We start from the raw sequence: 18,730 nt of genomic DNA, 5'->3' as shown, positions 1-18,730 counted from the left end.
TCGCAGGGCGTCACAATCTCCGTCATCAGGCGTCCCATGAGACGTGCTTTTGCTTCTTTTGACGTGGCGTGACGCGTGGTGAACGGCGGTTACCGCCGCCTCGACCGGTATGCCCTCGCATCCCTAGATTGGGCTGCACCAACCACTGTTCTTCAGGAGATCCCATGCCGTCACGAGTTCCCGCCATCGCCTTCATTGGCGGCGGCCCGCGCACGGCCGGCGTCCTGGAACGGCTGGCCGCAAACCGTCCCGCGTTGTTCGAGGGTCCCCTGCACGTCCACGTCATAGAGCCGAACGAGCCCGGCTCCGGGAGGATCTGGCGCTTTGACCAGGACCCCGGCCTGCTGCTGAACTCCACGGCCGCGGACGTCACCATGTTCACGGATTCTTCTGTCGCCTGCGACGGCCCTTCGGTGGAAGGACCTGGGCTCGCCACCTGGGCGGTTGGCGTGCTGGATGGCAGCATCCGTGACGTTCCCGCATTGGAGCCGCACCTGCTCGCCCAACTCCGCGCACTGACGCCCGCATCCTTTCCCACCCGACAGCTGCAGAGCAAGTACCTGGAGTGGTTCTTCCGCCGGGCCGCCTCCTCACTTGGCCCCGAGGCCACGGTGACGGTCCATCGCGACACGGCAACCGGCGTCGTGCGCTCTTCGGGTGGCCGCGCTGCTTCGGACGGCCAACCCGACGACGGTGCGCACCGCGTGCGCCTGGCTTCCGGGGCCGAGGTGGTTGCCGACGTCGTGGTTTACGCGCTGGGCCACACCGATTCCTTGCCCGACGCCGAATCCGTCCGCCTCAGTGAGTTCGCTGCCCGGCACGGTGGGTTCCATGCGCCGCCGTCGTACACCACGGATGTGGACTACTCGAGGATCGAAGCCGGGCAGGACGTGATCGTCTCCGGCATGGGGCTGGCGTTCGTGGACCTTCTGGTGCTGTTGTTCGAGGGTCGCGGCGGCCGCTTTGAAGAAACGCCCGACGGCGAACTGGACTACATACCGTCAGGCGCCGAACCACGGGTCTGGGCAGGGTCACGACGCGGCGTTCCTTACCACTCCAAGATCTCCTCCGTTCTACAGGGGGAGCCGATCGCGCGTCCGCGGTACTTCACGGCAGAGGCCATTGATGCCCTGCTCGCAGAGCATCCGGAACTCGATTTCCGTGCTCACCTGTGGCCGCTGATCGCCAAGGATGCCGGATACGCCTACTACCGCGAGCTCTTCACCGGCTACCCGTCGCGGGTTCTGGGAACATGGACCAGCTTCGAGTCGATGTTCGACGCTGCAGACTGGTACAGCGCTGCCCGGGAGGAACTGGTGGCATTCTCCGTGCCTGATCCCGCGCTGCGCCTGGACCTTGAGAAGCTCGACCATCCCCTGAGCGGCTGCGCGTTCTCCGACCATGGATCCGTTCAGCGCTCCGTAGCCTCCTACATCCAAAATGACCTGAACCTCCGGACCAGCCCCGACCATTCCGAGACCCTCGCCCTGTTCACCGCTCTGTTGTTCGTGTACATGGACCTCGGGCGCTTGGTCCCCCAAGAGCGGCTCAACGCACGCTCCCAGCAGACCATCCACGGTTGGTGGCACGGCTTTTTCAGTTTTGTGGACTCGGGGCCGCCCGCCCACCGCCTCCGCGAAATGCTCGCACTGCACAGGGCCGGGCTGCTGAAGTTCCTGGGCCCTGGCATGTGGGTCCGCGCCGACGACTCCGTTGGCCGGTTCGTCGCGGGCTCCTTCCAGTCACCCGTGGTGGTGGACGCGTCCGCGTACATTGAGGCGCGGTTGCCTTCCGCGTCCGTGGAACGTTCCGCGAACCCTGCTTTGGCAGACCTGCACGACGCCGGATGGGGCACCGAGCAGAGGCTCCTCACCTCCGAGGGTGCCCACTCAACCGGGAAACTCCTGGTCTCCGGGAATCACGAGGTCCTGTCCCCTGTTGGTACTCCGCAGAGGGGGTTGTTCGCGGTGGGCCCGTGGACGTCCGGTTGGGGCGCGGGAGCGTTCGCCCGGCCCAATACCAACGCAGCACCCTTCCGGGAGAACGACGCCCTGGCGCGAAGGATCCTGTCTACGGTTGCCGCCACGCACCCAACTGAGTCGCAGTTAAGCGCGTTCTGACCGCCCAAAACGCGCTCAATTGCTACTTACTTGGGTTCCACCTACGAAAGGCCTGACATGACCACAACGCCAACCCTCCCGACGTCGGGCCTTACCGTCCTCAGCCTGCCCATGCGAGATCCGCGTGTTCGCCCGCTCCTGGACGAGCTCGCCGTCGAATACGAAACCCGCTACGGCAACCTGTTCGGCACCGGCGGCGCTGCGGAGGAACTGAACAGGTACCCGGCCGAAGAATTCGAAGCCCCGCACGGCGCGTTGATCATTATCCAAGAGAACGGTAAATCCGTAGCTGGCGGCGCGTTCCGTCGCTATGACGGGCACACGGCCGAGCTCAAACGAATCTGGACGCATTCGGCGCATCGCCGCCGCGGTTTGGCGCGGCTGGTACTGGCCGAACTGGAAAATGAGGCTCGACGGCGGGGCTACCGGAAGCTGTACCTGACCACCGGTCCGCGCCAGCCTGAGGCGAAGAACCTCTACCTCGCCACAGGCTACAAAGCACTGTTCGACCTCGCCGCAGACCCCGAGGACATCAAGCATTTGGCCTTCAGCAAGGATCTTGCCGTGCACAGCTAAGCTATGCGCATGGCCAACAAACCCACCGCAACAACTGCCGAAAAACTCGCCACCATCCAGCAGGGCTACACCCTTGAAGGTGCCACCATCGAGCTGGGTGCCGCGATCGTTGACGGCGAAATCCACAAAGAGGCCCAAGTCCGCCTACCCCTTGCCATGATGAACCGGCATGGACTGGTGGCCGGTGCCACAGGGACCGGCAAGACGGTCACGCTGCACATGATTGCCGAACAGTTGTCGACGGCGGGTGTTCCGGTTTTCCTCGCGGACATCAAAGGTGATCTGTCCGGGTTGGCCACGCCGGCCACCGGCAGCGAGAAGCTGACCGCACGCACAGAGGCACTGGGTCAGGAATGGCAAGCCAAGAACTTCCCCGTGGAATTCCTGAGCCTTGGTGGTGACGGCCACGGGATCCCCGTCCGCGCCACAGTTACCTCGTTCGGCCCCATCCTGCTGTCCCGCATCATGGATCTCAATGACACCCAAGAATCCAGTCTCCAGTTGATCTTCCACTTCGCGGACAAGAACAACCTGGAGCTGATCGACCTCAAGGACCTCCGCGCCGTCATCCAGTTCCTCACCTCGGACGAAGGCAAGGCCGAACTCGCAAACCTTGGCGGGCTGTCCAAGGCCACAGCCGGGGTGATCCTGCGTGAGCTGGTCACGCTGGAGGCACAGGGCATGGAGAAGTTCTTCGGCGAGCCCGAGTTCGACACCGCTGAACTCCTCCGCACCGCACCGGACGGCCGCGGCGTCATCAGCTGCTTGGAGCTGCCCACGCTGCAGACCAAGCCGCTGCTGTTCTCTACGTTCCTCATGTGGCTCCTTGCCGACCTGTTCGAGGACCTGCCCGAAGCCGGTGACCTGGACAAGCCCAAGCTCGTCTTCTTCCTTGACGAGGCGCACCTGCTGTTCAACGGCGCGTCCAAGGCCTTCCTGGAAGCCATCACCACCACCGTCCGGCTCATTCGTTCCAAGGGTGTGGGCATCTTCTTCGTCACCCAGACACCCAAGGATGTTCCCGCTGACGTCCTGGGCCAACTGGCCAACCGCGTCCAGCACGCCCTGCGCGCCTTCACCCCGGAAGATGCCAAGGCTTTGAAGGCCACGGTGTCCACATTCCCCGTGAGCGACTACGACCTCGAAGAGACGCTCACGTCCGCCGGCATCGGCGAGGCCGTCATCACCGTTATGAACGAGAAGGGCGCCCCCACCCCCGTTGCCTTGACCCGGCTCCGCGCCCCCGAGTCCGTCATGGGCCCCAGCGCTGACGAGCTCATTCGCAGTACAGTTGCGGCGTCCTCCCTGCTGGTTAAGTACGGCACCGCGGTGGACAATCTTTCGGCGTACGAGAAGCTCAATGGCCAAGCAGCCGTTCCTACCGGAGATGCAGCGCCCGGGTTGCCACCGGTGCCGGCGTCTTCCTCTTCGTCTTCCGGTAATTCGCAGGCCGACATCGACGCCGAAGCACGCCGTATCGAGGAAGAGATCCTTGGCCGTCCCAGCACCCGGTCCTCTTCGCCTGAGTCTTTCCCAGTACCGCCCACGCCGGTGCCGGCTCCGCAGCGGGCTCCCCAATCGTCCCCTCAGGACGGCATGTTCGGTGACATCGCCGGCGCCCTCGGTGGAGCGCTGGGTGGTGGGCTCAAGAGCATGGTCCGATCCATGGGAACGCAGCTTGGCCGCGACCTCATGCGTGGGGTCTTCGGCACGTCTTCCCGGCGTCGCCGCTAGTCCTGTTTGGCCGCCGGAATCACGACGCCGAGTGGCAGCAGCGCCTGCTGCCACCCGGCGTCGAGCCTTCTCCAATCGGTGGATATAAGTCGTTCCGAGGCCTTCGTGCACGGCGATGGCGGCCGCGGCAGGTAACGTAAAGGGCGTGCAGTTGAGTCAAGCGTTCGTCAAGACCGCAGCCGGATGGCTGCTCGGTCTGATGCTTGCTGCCGCCGGAGCCATCGTATGCATCAACCTGGTGAGCTCCTCGGTGGCCAGTCCGCAACAGCCTGTCAAAGAGTATCTGGAAGCCCTGCAGAAGGGTGAAGGCGAGGAAGCTTTAGGCCTGTTGCGCGCGAAAGTGCCCAGTGCCAACCCCGCCATGCTGGACGGCACAGCCTTGCAAACGGCCGCCTCCAAGATGTCCGATATCAAGGTAGGAAACCCCGAACCCCGGGGCAGCAACCGGATGGCCGTACCGGTCGACTACACCCTTGACGGCAGCCGGCTCCACACGGAATTCCTGATGGAGCGGACCGGGACGCAGTGGCTGTTCTTCGCTAAATGGGCCTTTGTTCCCACCACGCTTCCCACCATAGAAGTCACCGTGGTCAACGCCAGCGAGGCCACACTCAACGGCGTACCCGTGAATATGCCCAACGGCCGCAACAACTTTGCGGTGTTCTTCCCTGGCAAGTACGAGGCAAGCCTGAACGGCACCTACTTCGAAGCTCCGACGACATCGGCCCTTGTTTCAACACGCGACGGCGGCACGGCACCCCTGAACCTGCAGACGCGGTCCACCGCTGCTATGAACGAGGCCGTCGCGGGCAAGGTCCGGGAATTCCTGGACACGTGCGCCGCCCAGGCAACCGAGCAACAGCGCCTGCAGCCGGATTGCCCGTTCTATCACGCAAGCAACGCCCGCGTGGTGGATGGAACCATCAAGTGGGAAATCACCGAGTACCCCAAGATCACCATTGAACCGTTCAGCGGTAAATGGGTGGTGGCTCCGCTCAACGGCAAGGCCACACTCACCGCCCGGGAAATCAACCTCTTCACCGGGTTCGTCAACGACCTTAGCGTGGAGCACGACTTCAGCTTCACCACCCAGTTGGACGTTGGCGGCGACACTGTGACGGTTACCCCACTACTGACGTTCTAGTTTTTTCAGCGGGGCGCTCGTGTCACGGCGCGCAGCTTTTAGCCTTAGTACTGCCAGAACCTCCCGCACCATCGCTTCAGGTTTATGGACTACATCCGCGTAGTAATAGCGAAGCACCGTGTAGCCCTTCACGGCGGAGACATTCCCCCGCCGGTGGTCCTTCTTGACCTGCGTCCACTCGGAATGGTGGCGACCATCGAGCTCCACCAGCAGCCAGCCCTCCAGGAGTAGATCCATATAACCCACGCCGTCGAGGTAGAACTGCGTTTGTACACTAATTCCCGCCTGCCGGAAATGCGTCCTTGCCAACGTCTCTAACAGCGATTCCGCTCCGCGATCCACCCATGCAAGCACAGCCCTGGCTTTGCCATTCCATTTGCCCTCAAGGTGCCGCAGCAGGAACTCCACAGTCATGTCGCCCCTGCCCGCAGCGCACTCCACCATCACCAAGGCCTCGGTCCACGACCGGCATCGCAAAGCATGGATCAGCACATCGGCCAAGGAAGCTACGGGTCGATTCGGGTGGGCTGGCAACAGGAGCCCGCCGTGGTGGATACCCTCCCCCTCGCCCCTTCTTGTCTGGTAAACATGCAGGGGACCACCTCCGTCCACCACCCAGAGGTTATAGAAGCTTGCAGCGGTAATGCATGTGAGCAACTGGCGATTCATGATTAGTTCGACGTGACAGGGATTAGCGCCGGCCAAGGCATACACACCTCGCTCGGGCTGGAGCACTCCCCTGCGGACGCTACGCCTCAGCGCAGCATCGCTGACACCGACCCGGGGCGGGCTATGTGGACAAACTTAGACGGAAAGACCCGGGCCAACCCCTGAGGAGTCAGACCCGGCCATTTCAGTGTTAAGGCTCAGTCCATGCCGCGCAGGTCCAGCACCAACTCCGACTCACCATCGGCCTGCAGGACTACCGGGATACCCCAATCCTGCTGGTAGAGGTGGCAGGCTGCGTGGTCCGGGATCTCGCCGTCCTCGGTCTCGGGACCATCGCATGCGGCCGCGCGGGCTGTGATGTGGAGGATGCCCTCAGGAATATCGGCAGACAACTCAAGGGTACGCAGCAAACCCACGGACGTCCCACCACCGGAGACCAGCAGTTCCGGCGGCGTGGAGGAAACCTTCAGCTGTGTGGGATCGCCCCAACGGTCGTCCAGCTTCTGGCCGGTCGGAGCCTTGAAACGAACTGCGAGTTCCAGGGTCCCGGGGGTCACCGGGCTCTTGGGACGGTGCGTCTGCGATGCTCCCTCATCCACTTGCTGGGCTTCCTTGGGAATGGGAACGAGAACCAGTTGGTGCTTGTTCGACTCCACCACAATAAGCAGCGGATCGCGGCCTTCTACCTGGACCACGACGACGTCGCTCGGCTCAGCGAGGCCCCTCGCCAGGGTGGATACGGACTTGGTGGCGGGGTCGTATCGGCGAACGGCGCCGTTATAGGTGTCCGCAATGGCCACAGAGTTGTCCGGCAGCACCGTAACGCCCAAGGGGTGCTGCAGGCGCGCTTCAGCGGCCTCGCCATCACGGAACCCGAAATCGAACAGGCCCTTGCCCACAGCGGTTTCCACGGTCACCCCGGAATCGCTGATGACCAGGCGACGCAAGGACGACGTTTCCGAGTCGGCCACCCAGATGTTGTCTTCGCCGTCGATTGCCAGGCCGGACGACTGGGCGAACCAAGCTTCCTCGGCCTTGCCGTCCAGCAGGCCCTCAAGCCCGGAACCGGCAAGAATGGAGACCTCGTTGGCCAGAGGGTCGAAGGCGAAGATCTGGTGGGTACCTGCCATGGCGATGACAACGCGCTGCAGCTTTTCGCTCCACACCACGTCCCACGGCGAGGACAGGGATACCTCGGTGCCGAGACCCAGCGCCCCAACGTCGATGGCGTCGGCGGCGAAGTCAGCCGGACCATCGTGGTGTTCAGACCAAGTGCCGGCGCCGGTGTCTGTCACCCGGGCGGGACCGGCGTCGAGCAGCCGCTGAACACCATTGCCGGCGAGCGTCTGCACGTAGCCGGAACTCAGCGTGACGCCACGAAGGCGGTGGTTCACGGTGTCAGCCACAACGGCGTCGTAGCCCAGCTTCCAGGCGAGCTCCGACGGCAGCAACGTCACGCCCTGAGGTTCGTTGAACTGTGCGATCTCCGACTGCCCGTCCAGGTAGCCCTTGCTGCCGGAGCCGATGACGCGCTCCACGGTTTCAAGGTCCGGACGGAGTTCCACCAAGCGGTGATGGCCGGAGTCCACAACCAGGTAGTTGCCGTTGGGAAGCTGGGTCGCCTTTCCGGGGAAGCGCAAAGTGCCCGACGTCGGCACGGGGGCCACGTACGGCCCGTTACCGCGGTGGAGGGTCCCCTTGGCTTCGTGCTCGGCCACGAGTTCCTCCACGAGGACAGCGAGGCCGTCGGCGTGGCCCTCGCCGGAGAGGTGGGCCACGATGTAGCCTTCGGGGTCAACGACTACCAGTGTGGGCCATGCGCGGGCGGTGTAGGCCTTCCACGTCGCGAGCTCGGGATCGTCCAGGACCGGGTGGTGAATTTCGTAGCGTTCAACGGCAGATGCCAGTGCCACGGGATCCGCTTCGTGTTCGAACTTGGGCGAATGCACGCCGACCGTCACCAGCACGTCCGAGTACTTTTCCTCAAGGGGGCGCAGCTCGTCCAGCACGTGCAGGCAGTTGATGCAGCAGAAGGTCCAGAAATCGAGCAGCACGATCTTGCCGCGCAAGGACTCGAGGTCCAGGGATTTCCCGCCCGTGTTGAGCCAGCCGCGGCCCTCCAGTTCGGAGGCCCGGACCCGGTGTTGGGTACGTACGGTTTCGCTCATCAGCGTCCTTCCAGCTTGGTGTTCGGTTCAGTCTGCCCGGCAGAGTCTGTGGTGGGGCGGTCGGCCTTGGTGTTTTCTGCCTGCGCCGCCGTGGATGCCCGGGGCGTCCGGGGTGCTTGGGTGGTGCGGTTTGCCACCTTGGCGTCGCGCTCAGCGAGCCGGGCAAACATATCGTTGTAAGCACTGAGATCGGCGTCGTTATTCCTGTCGGCTGCCCGGTCAACCCGTCGGGTCTCCCGTTCGTCCGAGCGTGACCACATCACGGCCACGCCGATTGCCACTAGCAAAGTGGGAACTTCGCCGATACCCCACGCGACGGCACCGCCCAGTTGTTGGTCCCCGATGGCCGACGCGCCCCAGGCCCTGCCCAGGTTGCCGAAGTAGTCAGCAGCCAGCAGCCCCGTGCCGCCCATGATGGCCACGCCGAAGAATGCGTGGAAGCCCATGGTGGCCAGCAATAGAAGCAGGCGCATCGGATAAGGGGCGCGACGCGGAAGAGGATCGCTACCGATCATGCTCAGCACAAAGATGTAGCCGGTCAGCAGGAAGTGCACGTTCATGAGCTCATGGCCCACATGCTCGCGCATTGCCAGGCTGAAGACGTCCGAGTAGTAGAACAGCACGATGGAGCCCGCGAAGTTGGCAGCGGCGAACAACGGATGCGTCACGATCTGCGAGAACTTGGAATGCACAAACAGCAGAAGCCACTCGCGCAAGCCCCGGGAGCCGTGGGCGCCTTCGCCCCTGGCCGGCAGTGCACGCAATGCAAGGGTTACCGGGGCGCCAAGGACAAGGAAGATCGGGGCCACCATGGTGAGGGCCATGTGGTCCACCATGTGCGCAGAGAACAGCACCCGGCCGTACACGGCGGGCGGGCCGGAGGTGATGTACGTGAGCACCACCAAACCGATCAACCAGTTTGCTGTCCGGAACCAGGACCACTTATCTCCACGCTTGCGGACCTTGATGATGCCCAGGATGTAGGTGACCGCGCCGAACAGTGCGATTCCCACCCACAACCAATCCAGGCGCCATTCCGTGAGCCAGCGCTCCGGCGTCAACTCTGGTGGAAGCTCGTATCCGGAGAGGATGAACGACGGCGAGGCATCGGGCGCATAGGTGGTGGGTTGCGGCGGAGCCGAGCGTCCCAGCGCAACGGCAAGTCCCGACGTCGCGCCCATCACCAGAAGCTCAACCAAAACAAGCTGCCACAGCACACGGCGGGCCGACATAGAGCCGTTCTTGCCCAGCTGCGGTATGACCCACTGGCGGTGCATGAAGCCGATGCCGCCCAGCACCAGGGTGGCCAGCGACTTGGCGATAATGAGCTGGCCATATGCCGAGCCAAAAAGGTCGGCAGGGTTGGTGACGCGGATGGCAGCGTTGATGACACCCGAGGCGAACACCAGGACAAAGGCAAAGCCTGCCAGCGACGAGAAACGACGCAGGGTCTGCTCTGTGATGTCCGGCGTCCCCTTGTTCTTGGAACCCGTAAGAATCCCGGAGAGGACCGCGAGCATGATGATGCCGCCCACCCACGTGGAAACACCCACCAGGTGGAGGCCCAGGGAATTGATGGCCCCTTCGTGGTCGCTGGAGCTGGAGGAGTGGCCAATCAAGGCTGTAGGAACCAGGCCGATCAGGGCCAGCAGCAACGTGAATGCCAGACCGGTCAACGACCGGACGCCGAACAGGGCAGTTGTGACGACGGCGGCAATGATGGTGACCGCGAGCCAGGCCTTGCCGGTCTCGATGTCCGTCATGAAGTACACCAGCGACCGGGTGAACTCGGCGTCCCCGGAGAGTCCCTGCCCCGCTACGTCTGCGTACGTCAGGACCAAGACCGCGACGGCGGACAATGTCCATGCGGCGCCGGCCGCCGCCGCAACGGCCAATGCACGGGCGAAGGCCGGATGTTCAGGGGCGTCAGCGTCCTTCTCACGGGACCGTGATCCGCCGAGGTTCTTGGGCAGGATGCCGACGGCAAAGATCAGGCCGCCAACCACCGTAGCCACGGACACGTTGTGGATGGCCTTCGCGAAGGGAAGGCCCCAGCGGACCATTGCTCCGGGGTCCGAAACCTGCCGGGCAGCTGAGGCGCCGGAGAAGATGAGGGCCGCTGCAAGAGCCAGGAACAGCACCGCCAGACCGGCCAGTTGCCATGGAAGGGAAATCCCCGCGACCGTATTGCCTCCCCGCGCTCCCGGCTTGGGAATAGGCGAAGGGGCAGTAGCGGAGCTTCTTGCTGATGGCACCTATCCATTGTCCGCTACCTGCCGCCGGGCTGCGAATCGGCAGGGATGCTATGTGCATTAACTAACAGCCGTAACAGCAGAAGGGGCGGCAACCAAAAGGTTGCCGCCCCTTCAAGGCGTTCGCCGAAGAGTAATTACTTCTTCTTGGCTACAGCAGCCTTCAGCTTGGAGCCAGCGGTCAGCTTGACGCTGTGGCCGGCTGCGATCTGGATGGTTTCGCCGGTCTGCGGGTTGCGGCCGGTGCGAGCTGCACGGTCGGTGCGCTCAACTGCGAGCCAGCCCGGGATGGTGATCTTTTCGCCGGCGGCGACAGAAGTCTCGAAAACTTCGAACAGTGCATCGAGCACGGAGTTGACTGCTGCCTGGCTGGTGCCAGCCTTGCCTGCTACCTCTGCAACGAGTTCACTACGGTTCTTAGCCATTTACGTCCTCCTGGACTCATACGTTTTTGAGCTTTCAAGCGGAATGCGAGCAAGCCACTGTTCGAAAACTTACCAGCTTGGGCTGACATGGCCAGCAAATTCCGCGTGTTTCCGCGCCTTTTTGACCAATATCACCGGATTTTCGGGGTTTTTAGGGGTGCTTTACGCCCTTGGCGTACCCTACGGCGTTGGCAGCGGGCACAGCTGGCACTCCGTTTGTCCTTCCCGGTTAGAACAGAATGCGTTGGAACAGAACATGATCCTGCCATTCCCCGGCGATCCGAAGGTAGGACGGCGCCATCCCTATCCGTTCGAAACCACACCGTTTCAAGACGGCTTGGGAGGCTGTGTTGTGGGCCAGCGTCGCGGCCTGGATGCGGTGCAGGCCGAGCTCCTTCGTGGCCATATTCACGACGGCGGCCACCGCACCAGACGCTACGCCCTTGCCTGTCCACGCCTCATCCACCCAGTAGCCGAGGTTGGCATTCAGGAAGGGCCCGCGGACAATCCCGGAGAGCGTGAACATCCCGATGATGCGCTTCGCAGTCGTCAACACCCAGGGCACCTCATTGCCCTGTTCGTAAAAGTTCAGCTTCGCTTGGATCACCGCCTCTTGGCCCTTTGTGGTGAAAAACTCATCGGCCCGGGCCGGTTCCCACGGCGCCAAGTGCTCACGGTTCCGCCTATAGGCATCTACCAGGGCGGCCGCATCTGAGTGCTCCAGAGGGCGCAGAAAAAGCTGACCAGCTTCTTCACCAGCTGAGTGGTGGTCCAGGCTTCGCATGAGAATCATCCCCAGACTCTACCTGCCGCCTCCTTTGCGATTGCGCACAAGCGGGCTGAGTGATAGCTTTCCCGTGATCGTGATTTTCTGGCAGGAGGTGAGTCCCATGAACGCAGTATCCACAGTGGGTGCTCCCCTGCAGTCCACGATCTCGCGACTGAGCTAGTCGCCTCCGGGAGCGCCCGATCAGGCAAATCGCGAAAGGCGACTCCCATGAACACAACATCTTCATCTCCTCTGCAGCAGCCTCAACTGACAGTTGATGCCTCTTACCGGGTGCCTGACGGCGATCGGGCGCTAATCCTCGGTGGCGGCGGATCCACAGGTAACGCGTGGCTGATCGGCGTCGCCGCTGGCCTGTTCGACGCCGGGCTGGACGTGACCGCTGCAGACCTCACCGTTGGCACGTCGGCTGGTTCGACGGCGGCGGCCCAGTTTGCTGGGGCACATCCCACCGCACTCTTTAACGACATCCTTGCCGCTGCCCCGCAGAACGCGGTTTTTGCTTCAGACCGGGCCACACCTGCCAGGTCAGGCGGAGGGCAAAACAACGGAGCCCGACCGGTGACAGACCACATGGAACGTACGGGAAAAATCCTGGAAGCCTCTGCGGATATGGCTGACATGCGCCGCAGAATGGGCGCAGCGGCAATCGACATGGCCGCAGCAATGGACGGCTCCAGTGCCCGCTGGCGGGCAACCGTTGCGGCCCGGCTACCCCATCAGAAGTGGCCTGAACGACTGGTGCTCCTCACGGCGGTTGATGCCAAAACCGGCGAACCGGTGGTGTTCGACCATCAAAGTGGAGTGGAGTTGGTTGACGCTGTGGCCGCCAGCTGCGCCAGTCGTTTCGCTTACGCCATAGGCAGCAAGCACTATATAGACGGCGGCTACCGATCCAACGCCGAGAATGCCGACTTAGCTGCCGGCTACAGGCGAGTGCTGGTGCTGTCACCATTTGGGGGCAGGACACGGACGCCGTTGGAGTGGAACATGCACCTTGCTGCACAGGTGGGCGAACTGCGCAGTAGCGGCAGCCGGGTTGAGACAATCTTCCCGGACACCGAGGCGGAGCACCTGTTCGGCATCAATGCCATGGACCTGACCTTACGGCCGGCCGCCGCCCGGTCCGGTTTCGATCAGGGCAGGTCCTTGGCCGGTTCCCTCAGCGAGTTCTGGCGCTGAACCTACCCGAATCGGGTCGCGACTGACGGCTTCTTTCAGCCGTCAGTCGCGGCTGCTCCTGTTAAATGGGTGGTTAAATGCGGGGAGCCCCGACCAGGTGGTCGGGGCTTCCCGTGAATGGTTGTCCGGCGGTGTCCTACTCTCCCACACCCTCCCGGGTGCAGTACCATCGGCGCTGTGGGTCTTAGCTTCCGGGTTCGGAATGGGACCGGGCGTTTCCCCCACGCTATGACCGCCGTAACTCTGTTACCCGTCCAGCAGGGTTCGGGCCCTGGTGGTGGGAAATCTGGTGGTTACAACTGTGGTGTTGTTATGTAGTTGTTTGGTTCCTGGAACGGTTGTTGTTCGGGAACCACATAGTGGACGCGTGCAGTGTGTTGTGTGGTGTAAGTTGTTGGCCTATTAGTACCGGTCAGCTTCACGAGTCGTTAGTCCTCGCTTCCACATCCGGCCTATCAACCCAGTGGTCTGGCTGGGGGCCTCTCACACATGATGTGTATGGAAATCTCATCTTGAAGCGAGCTTCCCGCTTAGATGCTTTCAGCGGTTATCCCATCCGAACGTAGCTAATCAGCGATGCACTTGGCAGTACAACTGACACACCAGAGGTTCGTCCGTCCCGGTCCTCTCGTACTAAGGACAGCCCTTCTCAAATTTCCTGCGCGCGCAGCGGATAGGGACCGAACTGTCTCACGACGTTCTAAACCCAGCTCGCGTACCGCTTTAATGGGCGAACAGCCCAACCCTTGGGACCTACTCCAGCCCCAGGATGCGACGAGCCGACATCGAGGTGCCAAACCATGCCGTCGATATGGACTCTTGGGCAAGATCAGCCTGTTATCCCCGAGGTACCTTTTATCCGTTGAGCGACGGCCATTCCACAATGTACCGCCGGATCACTAGTCCCGACTTTCGTCCCTGCTTGAGATGTCTCTCTCACAGTCAAGCTCCCTTGTGCACTTACACTCGACACCTGATTGCCAACCAGGCTGAGGGAACCTTTGGGCGCCTCCGTTACTTTTTAGGAGGCAACCGCCCCAGTTAAACTACCCATCAGGCACTGTCCCTGACCCGGATCACGGGCCGAAGTTAGATGTCCAAAGTGACCAGAGTGGTATTTCAACGATGACTCCACCCGAACTGGCGTCCGGGTTTCAACGTCTCCCACCTATCCTACACAAGCCACTCCGAACACCAATACCAAACTATAGTAAAGGTCTCGGGGTCTTTCCGTCCTGCTGCGCGTAACGAGCATCTTTACTCGTACTGCAATTTCGCCGAGTTTATGGTTGAGACAGCGGGGAAGTCGTTACTCCATTCGTGCAGGTCGGAACTTACCCGACAAGGAATTTCGCTACCTTAGGATGGTTATAGTTACCACCGCCGTTTACTGGGGCTTAAATTCTCAGCTTCGCCCGCAAGGGGCTAACCGGTCCTCTTAACCTTCCAGCACCGGGCAGGAGTCAGTCCGTATACATCGTCTTGCGACTTCGCACGGACCTGTGTTTTTAGTAAACAGTCGCTTCCCCCTGGTCTCTGCGGCCCACACCCGCTCACGGAGAGCAAGTCTCCATCACGGGGCAGGCCCCCCTTCTCCCGAAGTTACGGGGGCATTTTGCCGAGTTCCTTAACCATAATTCTCTCGATCGCCTTGGTATTCTCTACCTGATCACCTGTGTCGGTTTGGGGTACGGGCGGCTAAAACCTCGCGTCGATGCTTTTCTTGGCAGCATAGGATCACCGGATCCCCCCATACGGGGGTCCCATCAGATCTCAGGACCGTGATTGAACACACAGGAACGGATTTGCCTATCCCTGACCCTACATCCTTAGACCGGGGCAACCATCGCCCGGCCCGGCTACCTTCCTGCGTCACACCTGTTAATACGCTTACCTCCCGGGATCAGGTCCCGCGCTCGGCCAAAACCCACACACCACAAGGGTGGGCGGGCAGGCTCCGGGCGGTTAGTATCCCCCGCTTGGCATGGGCGGTTTTTCGCCGGTACGGGAATATCAACCCGTTGTCCATCGACTACGCCTGTCGGCCTCGCCTTAGGTCCCGACTTACCCAGGGCAGATTAGCTTGACCCTGGAACCCTTGATCATTCGGCGGACGGGTTTCTCACCCGTCTTTCGCTACTCATGCCTGCATTCTCACTCGTGTAGGCTCCACCGCTGGTTTCCACCGCGACTTCACTGCCCACACGACGCTCCCCTACCACTCCACACCCCTGAACCACGAAGGCTAGGGCATTATGTGAAATCCACAACTTCGGCGGTGTACTTGAGCCCCGCTACATTGTCGGCGCGGAATCACTTGACCAGTGAGCTATTACGCACTCTTTCAAGGATGGCTGCTTCTAAGCCAACCTCCTGGTTGTCTTCGCAACTCCACATCCTTTCCCACTTAGCACACGCTTAGGGGCCTTAGTTGGTGGTCTGGGCTGTTTCCCTCTCGACTATGAAGCTTATCCCCCACAGTCTCACTGCTGCGCTCTGACTTACCGGCATTCGGAGTTTGGCTGACGTCAGTAACCTTGTAGGGCCCATCGGCCATCCAGTAGCTCTACCTCCGGCAAGAAACACGCAACGCTGCACCTAAATGCATTTCGGGGAGAACCAGCTATCACGGAGTTTGATTGGCCTTTCACCCCTACCCACAGCTCATCCCCTCCATTTTCAACTGAAGTGGGTTCGGTCCTCCACGACGTCTTACCGTCGCTTCAACCTGGCCATGGGTAGATCACTCCGCTTCGGGTCTAGATCACGCCACTACACTCGCCCTATTCAGACTCGCTTTCGCTACGGCTACCCCACACGGGTTAACCTCGCGACGTAACACTAACTCGCAGGCTCATTCTTCAAAAGGCACGCCGTCACAACTACTATGCGATCACTCGCGGTTGCTCCGACGGATTGTAAGCACACGGTTTCAGGTACTGTTTCACTCCCCTCCCGGGGTACTTTTCACCTTTCCCTCACGGTACTGGTCCGCTATCGGTCATTAGGAAGTATTTAGGCTTATCAGGTGGTCCTGACAGATTCGCACGGGATTTCTCGGGCCCCGTGCTACTTGGGATACTCCCCAGGCCGTGCACAACATTACGGTTACGGGGCTCACACCCTCTCTGGCCGGCCTTTCAAGACCGTTCACCTATGCCTGCACCTCACCTCACTGGTCCGGCAGAACCAGAACGGAAAGTCCCACAACCCCGCCCATGCAACGCCCGCCGGCTATCACACATGGAAACGGTTTAGCCTGATCCGCGTTCGCTCGCCACTACTAACGGAATCACTATTGTTTTCTCTTCCTGCGGGTACTGAGATGTTTCACTTCCCCGCGTTCCCCCCACGCACCCTATGTGTTCAGATGCGGGTCACACAATCACTTTTGACAGCGTTGTGCGGGGTTTCCCCATTCGGACATCCTGGGATCAACGCTCGGTTATCAACTCCCCCAGGCTTATCGCAGATTCCTACGTCCTTCTTCGGCTCCTAATGCCAAGGCATCCACCGTGTGCCCTTAAAAACTTGACCACACAAAGATCAAAAACTTACTCGAGAGAACCATGCGCCACACAGGCCCAAGGTTCATTCATAAGAAATTGCTGTAAGAACACACACACCAACCACCCCACCCAAAAGGTAAAGACGATCAGCCACCGTGTGTGTTCTAGATGCTCGCGTCCACTATGTAGTTCTCAAACAACAACCCCGTCAACCAGACCACCACCACCCCGCAAAAGCGGACAGATGGCAAGTACCGGAAGCAGGAACAAAAGAAACACCAGAAGTGCCCCCCTGCATTGCTGCAAAAAGGTCCTGTTGCCTCAGGACCCAACAGTGCGCCAAACACAACCCCCACAACCGCACGCCCCGGCAGCTTTCCTGACAACACCACACCCCCAAAAAGGGACACAGATGCTGCCGTACTGACACCAGGACACAACCGGTAAAGGCCATGCCAAACAAGTTTGATTCGTTGATATTCCACCCATGAGCACCCACCGCAGAACAGACGCCTGCGCAATGGGCAACACTGACAACCCGTCATTCACCCATGCAGGCAAACAACACAGCTGTTAGCAGCTCCTTAGAAAGGAGGTGATCCAGCCGCACCTTCCGGTACGGCTACCTTGTTACGACTTAGTCCCAATCGCCGGTCCCACCTTCGACGGCTCCCCCCACAAGGGTTAGGCCACCGGCTTCGGGTGTTACCAACTTTCGTGACTTGACGGGCGGTGTGTACAAGGCCCGGGAACGTATTCACCGCAGCGTTGCTGATCTGCGATTACTAGCGACTCCGACTTCATGGGGTCGAGTTGCAGACCCCAATCCGAACTGAGACCGGCTTTTTGGGATTAGCTCCACCTCACAGTATCGCAACCCTTTGTACCGGCCATTGTAGCATGCGTGAAGCCCAAGACATAAGGGGCATGATGATTTGACGTCGTCCCCACCTTCCTCCGAGTTGACCCCGGCAGTCTCCTATGAGTCCCCGCCATCACGCGCTGGCAACATAGAACGAGGGTTGCGCTCGTTGCGGGACTTAACCCAACATCTCACGACACGAGCTGACGACAACCATGCACCACCTGTAAACCGACCGCAAGCGGGGCACCTGTTTCCAGGTCTTTCCGGTTCATGTCAAGCCTTGGTAAGGTTCTTCGCGTTGCATCGAATTAATCCGCATGCTCCGCCGCTTGTGCGGGCCCCCGTCAATTCCTTTGAGTTTTAGCCTTGCGGCCGTACTCCCCAGGCGGGGCACTTAATGCGTTAGCTACGGCGCGGAAAACGTGGAATGTCCCCCACACCTAGTGCCCAACGTTTACGGCATGGACTACCAGGGTATCTAATCCTGTTCGCTCCCCATGCTTTCGCTCCTCAGCGTCAGTTACAGCCCAGAGACCTGCCTTCGCCATCGGTGTTCCTCCTGATATCTGCGCATTTCACCGCTACACCAGGAATTCCAGTCTCCCCTACTGCACTCTAGTCTGCCCGTACCCACTGCAGAACCGGAGTTGAGCCCCGGTCTTTCACAGCAGACGCGACAAACCGCCTACGAGCTCTTTACGCCCAATAATTCCGGATAACGCTTGCGCCCTACGTATTACCGCGGCTGCTGGCACGTAGTTAGCCGGCGCTTCTTCTGCAGGTACCGTCACCTTGCGGCTTCTTCCCTACTGAAAGAGGTTTACAACCCGAAGGCCGTCATCCCTCACGCGGCGTCGCTGCATCAGGCTTTCGCCCATTGTGCAATATTCCCCACTGCTGCCTCCCGTAGGAGTCTGGGCCGTGTCTCAGTCCCAGTGTGGCCGGTCACCCTCTCAGGCCGGCTACCCGTCGTCGCCTTGGTAGGCCATTACCCCACCAACAAGCTGATAGGCCGCGAGTCCATCCAAAACCACAAAAGCTTTCCACCACCATGACATGCGCCAGATGGTCGTATCCGGTATTAGACCCAGTTTCCCAGGCTTATCCCAGAGTCAAGGGCAGGTTACTCACGTGTTACTCACCCGTTCGCCACTAATCCCCCAGCAAGCTGGGATCATCGTTCGACTTGCATGTGTTAAGCACGCCGCCAGCGTTCATCCTGAGCCAGGATCAAACTCTCCGTTGAAGTAAAACAAAACCAAACAGACACAACCACACCCACCGGAAATAACGGCAAAC

10 protein-coding genes and 3 rRNA genes are annotated in these 18,730 nt (G+C 61.0%); 5 read left to right on the top strand and 8 right to left on the bottom strand.

Annotated elements, in window-relative coordinates:
• The first annotated feature begins 164 nt into the window (after positions 1-164).
• The 4 genes from AC0J5Z_RS04215 to AC0J5Z_RS04200 all read left to right on the top strand — a co-directional run bounded on the left by AC0J5Z_RS04215 (position 165) and on the right by AC0J5Z_RS04200 (position 5,574).
• Positions 165-2,120 (top strand): FAD/NAD(P)-binding protein, encoded by a 1,956-nt coding sequence (locus AC0J5Z_RS04215; protein WP_475037641.1) that lies wholly within the window; start codon positions 165-167, stop codon positions 2,118-2,120.
• A gap of 57 nt (positions 2,121-2,177) precedes the next feature.
• Positions 2,178-2,696 carry a GNAT family N-acetyltransferase gene (locus tag AC0J5Z_RS04210; protein WP_475037637.1) on the top strand — a complete coding sequence of 173 codons (519 nt, stop codon included), beginning with the start codon at positions 2,178-2,180 and terminating at the stop codon, positions 2,694-2,696.
• 3 nt (positions 2,697-2,699) lie between these two features.
• Positions 2,700-4,430, top strand: coding sequence for a helicase HerA-like domain-containing protein (locus AC0J5Z_RS04205; protein ID WP_475037635.1), 1,731 nt, complete (start codon positions 2,700-2,702; stop codon positions 4,428-4,430).
• Positions 4,431-4,545: 115 nt separating this feature from the next.
• Entirely contained in the window at positions 4,546-5,574 is a 1,029-nt protein-coding gene (locus tag AC0J5Z_RS04200) for a hypothetical protein (RefSeq protein ID WP_475037633.1), read from the top strand.
• Here the strand turns inward: AC0J5Z_RS04200 and AC0J5Z_RS04195 are convergent.
• The 5 genes from AC0J5Z_RS04195 to AC0J5Z_RS04175 all read right to left on the bottom strand — a co-directional run bounded on the left by AC0J5Z_RS04195 (position 5,560) and on the right by AC0J5Z_RS04175 (position 11,881).
• Entirely contained in the window at positions 5,560-6,243 is a 684-nt protein-coding gene (locus tag AC0J5Z_RS04195; RefSeq protein ID WP_475037631.1) for an endonuclease domain-containing protein, read from the bottom strand. The genes AC0J5Z_RS04200 and AC0J5Z_RS04195 overlap by 15 nt on opposite strands.
• 197 nt (positions 6,244-6,440) lie before the next feature.
• Positions 6,441-8,411, bottom strand: a complete 1,971-nt coding sequence (locus AC0J5Z_RS04190) for an NHL domain-containing thioredoxin family protein (RefSeq protein WP_475037629.1) — start codon at positions 8,409-8,411, stop codon at positions 6,441-6,443.
• Positions 8,411-10,666, bottom strand: a complete 2,256-nt coding sequence (locus tag AC0J5Z_RS04185; RefSeq protein ID WP_475037627.1) for a bifunctional copper resistance protein CopD/cytochrome c oxidase assembly protein — start codon at positions 10,664-10,666, stop codon at positions 8,411-8,413. Before AC0J5Z_RS04185 ends, AC0J5Z_RS04190 begins: the two co-directional genes overlap by 1 nt.
• Positions 10,667-10,800: 134 nt before the next feature.
• Complete coding sequence (locus tag AC0J5Z_RS04180; protein WP_011776355.1) at positions 10,801-11,088, bottom strand: HU family DNA-binding protein; 288 nt, start codon at positions 11,086-11,088, stop codon at positions 10,801-10,803.
• A 229-nt stretch (positions 11,089-11,317) separates the two neighbouring features.
• The gene (locus AC0J5Z_RS04175; RefSeq protein ID WP_475037625.1) at positions 11,318-11,881 is read right to left on the bottom strand and encodes a GNAT family N-acetyltransferase; all 564 of its coding nucleotides are present in this window, start codon (positions 11,879-11,881) and stop codon (positions 11,318-11,320) included.
• A gap of 204 nt (positions 11,882-12,085) precedes the next feature.
• Between AC0J5Z_RS04175 and AC0J5Z_RS04170 the strand changes: the two genes are divergently transcribed.
• On the top strand, positions 12,086-13,057 hold the full coding sequence (locus AC0J5Z_RS04170) for a patatin-like phospholipase family protein (protein ID WP_475037623.1): 972 nt from the start codon (positions 12,086-12,088) through the stop codon (positions 13,055-13,057).
• Between the two features lie 123 nt (positions 13,058-13,180).
• On the opposite strand, the gene rrf is transcribed toward AC0J5Z_RS04170, so the two are convergent.
• From rrf to AC0J5Z_RS04155, 3 genes are all read right to left on the bottom strand, one after another.
• Positions 13,181-13,297 (bottom strand): 5S ribosomal RNA (rrf, locus tag AC0J5Z_RS04165).
• A 141-nt stretch (positions 13,298-13,438) separates the two neighbouring features.
• Positions 13,439-16,594: ribosomal RNA gene (locus AC0J5Z_RS04160) — 23S ribosomal RNA — on the bottom strand.
• 560 nt (positions 16,595-17,154) lie between these two features.
• Positions 17,155-18,677 (bottom strand): 16S ribosomal RNA (locus tag AC0J5Z_RS04155).
• Together the 16S, 23S and 5S rRNA genes form the textbook arrangement of a ribosomal RNA operon.
• Between the last annotated feature and the right edge of the window lie 53 nt (positions 18,678-18,730).

Source organism: Paenarthrobacter sp. TRD_SC_7, assembly GCF_056156245.1.
This window is presented reverse-complemented; position numbering and strand designations above follow the sequence as displayed.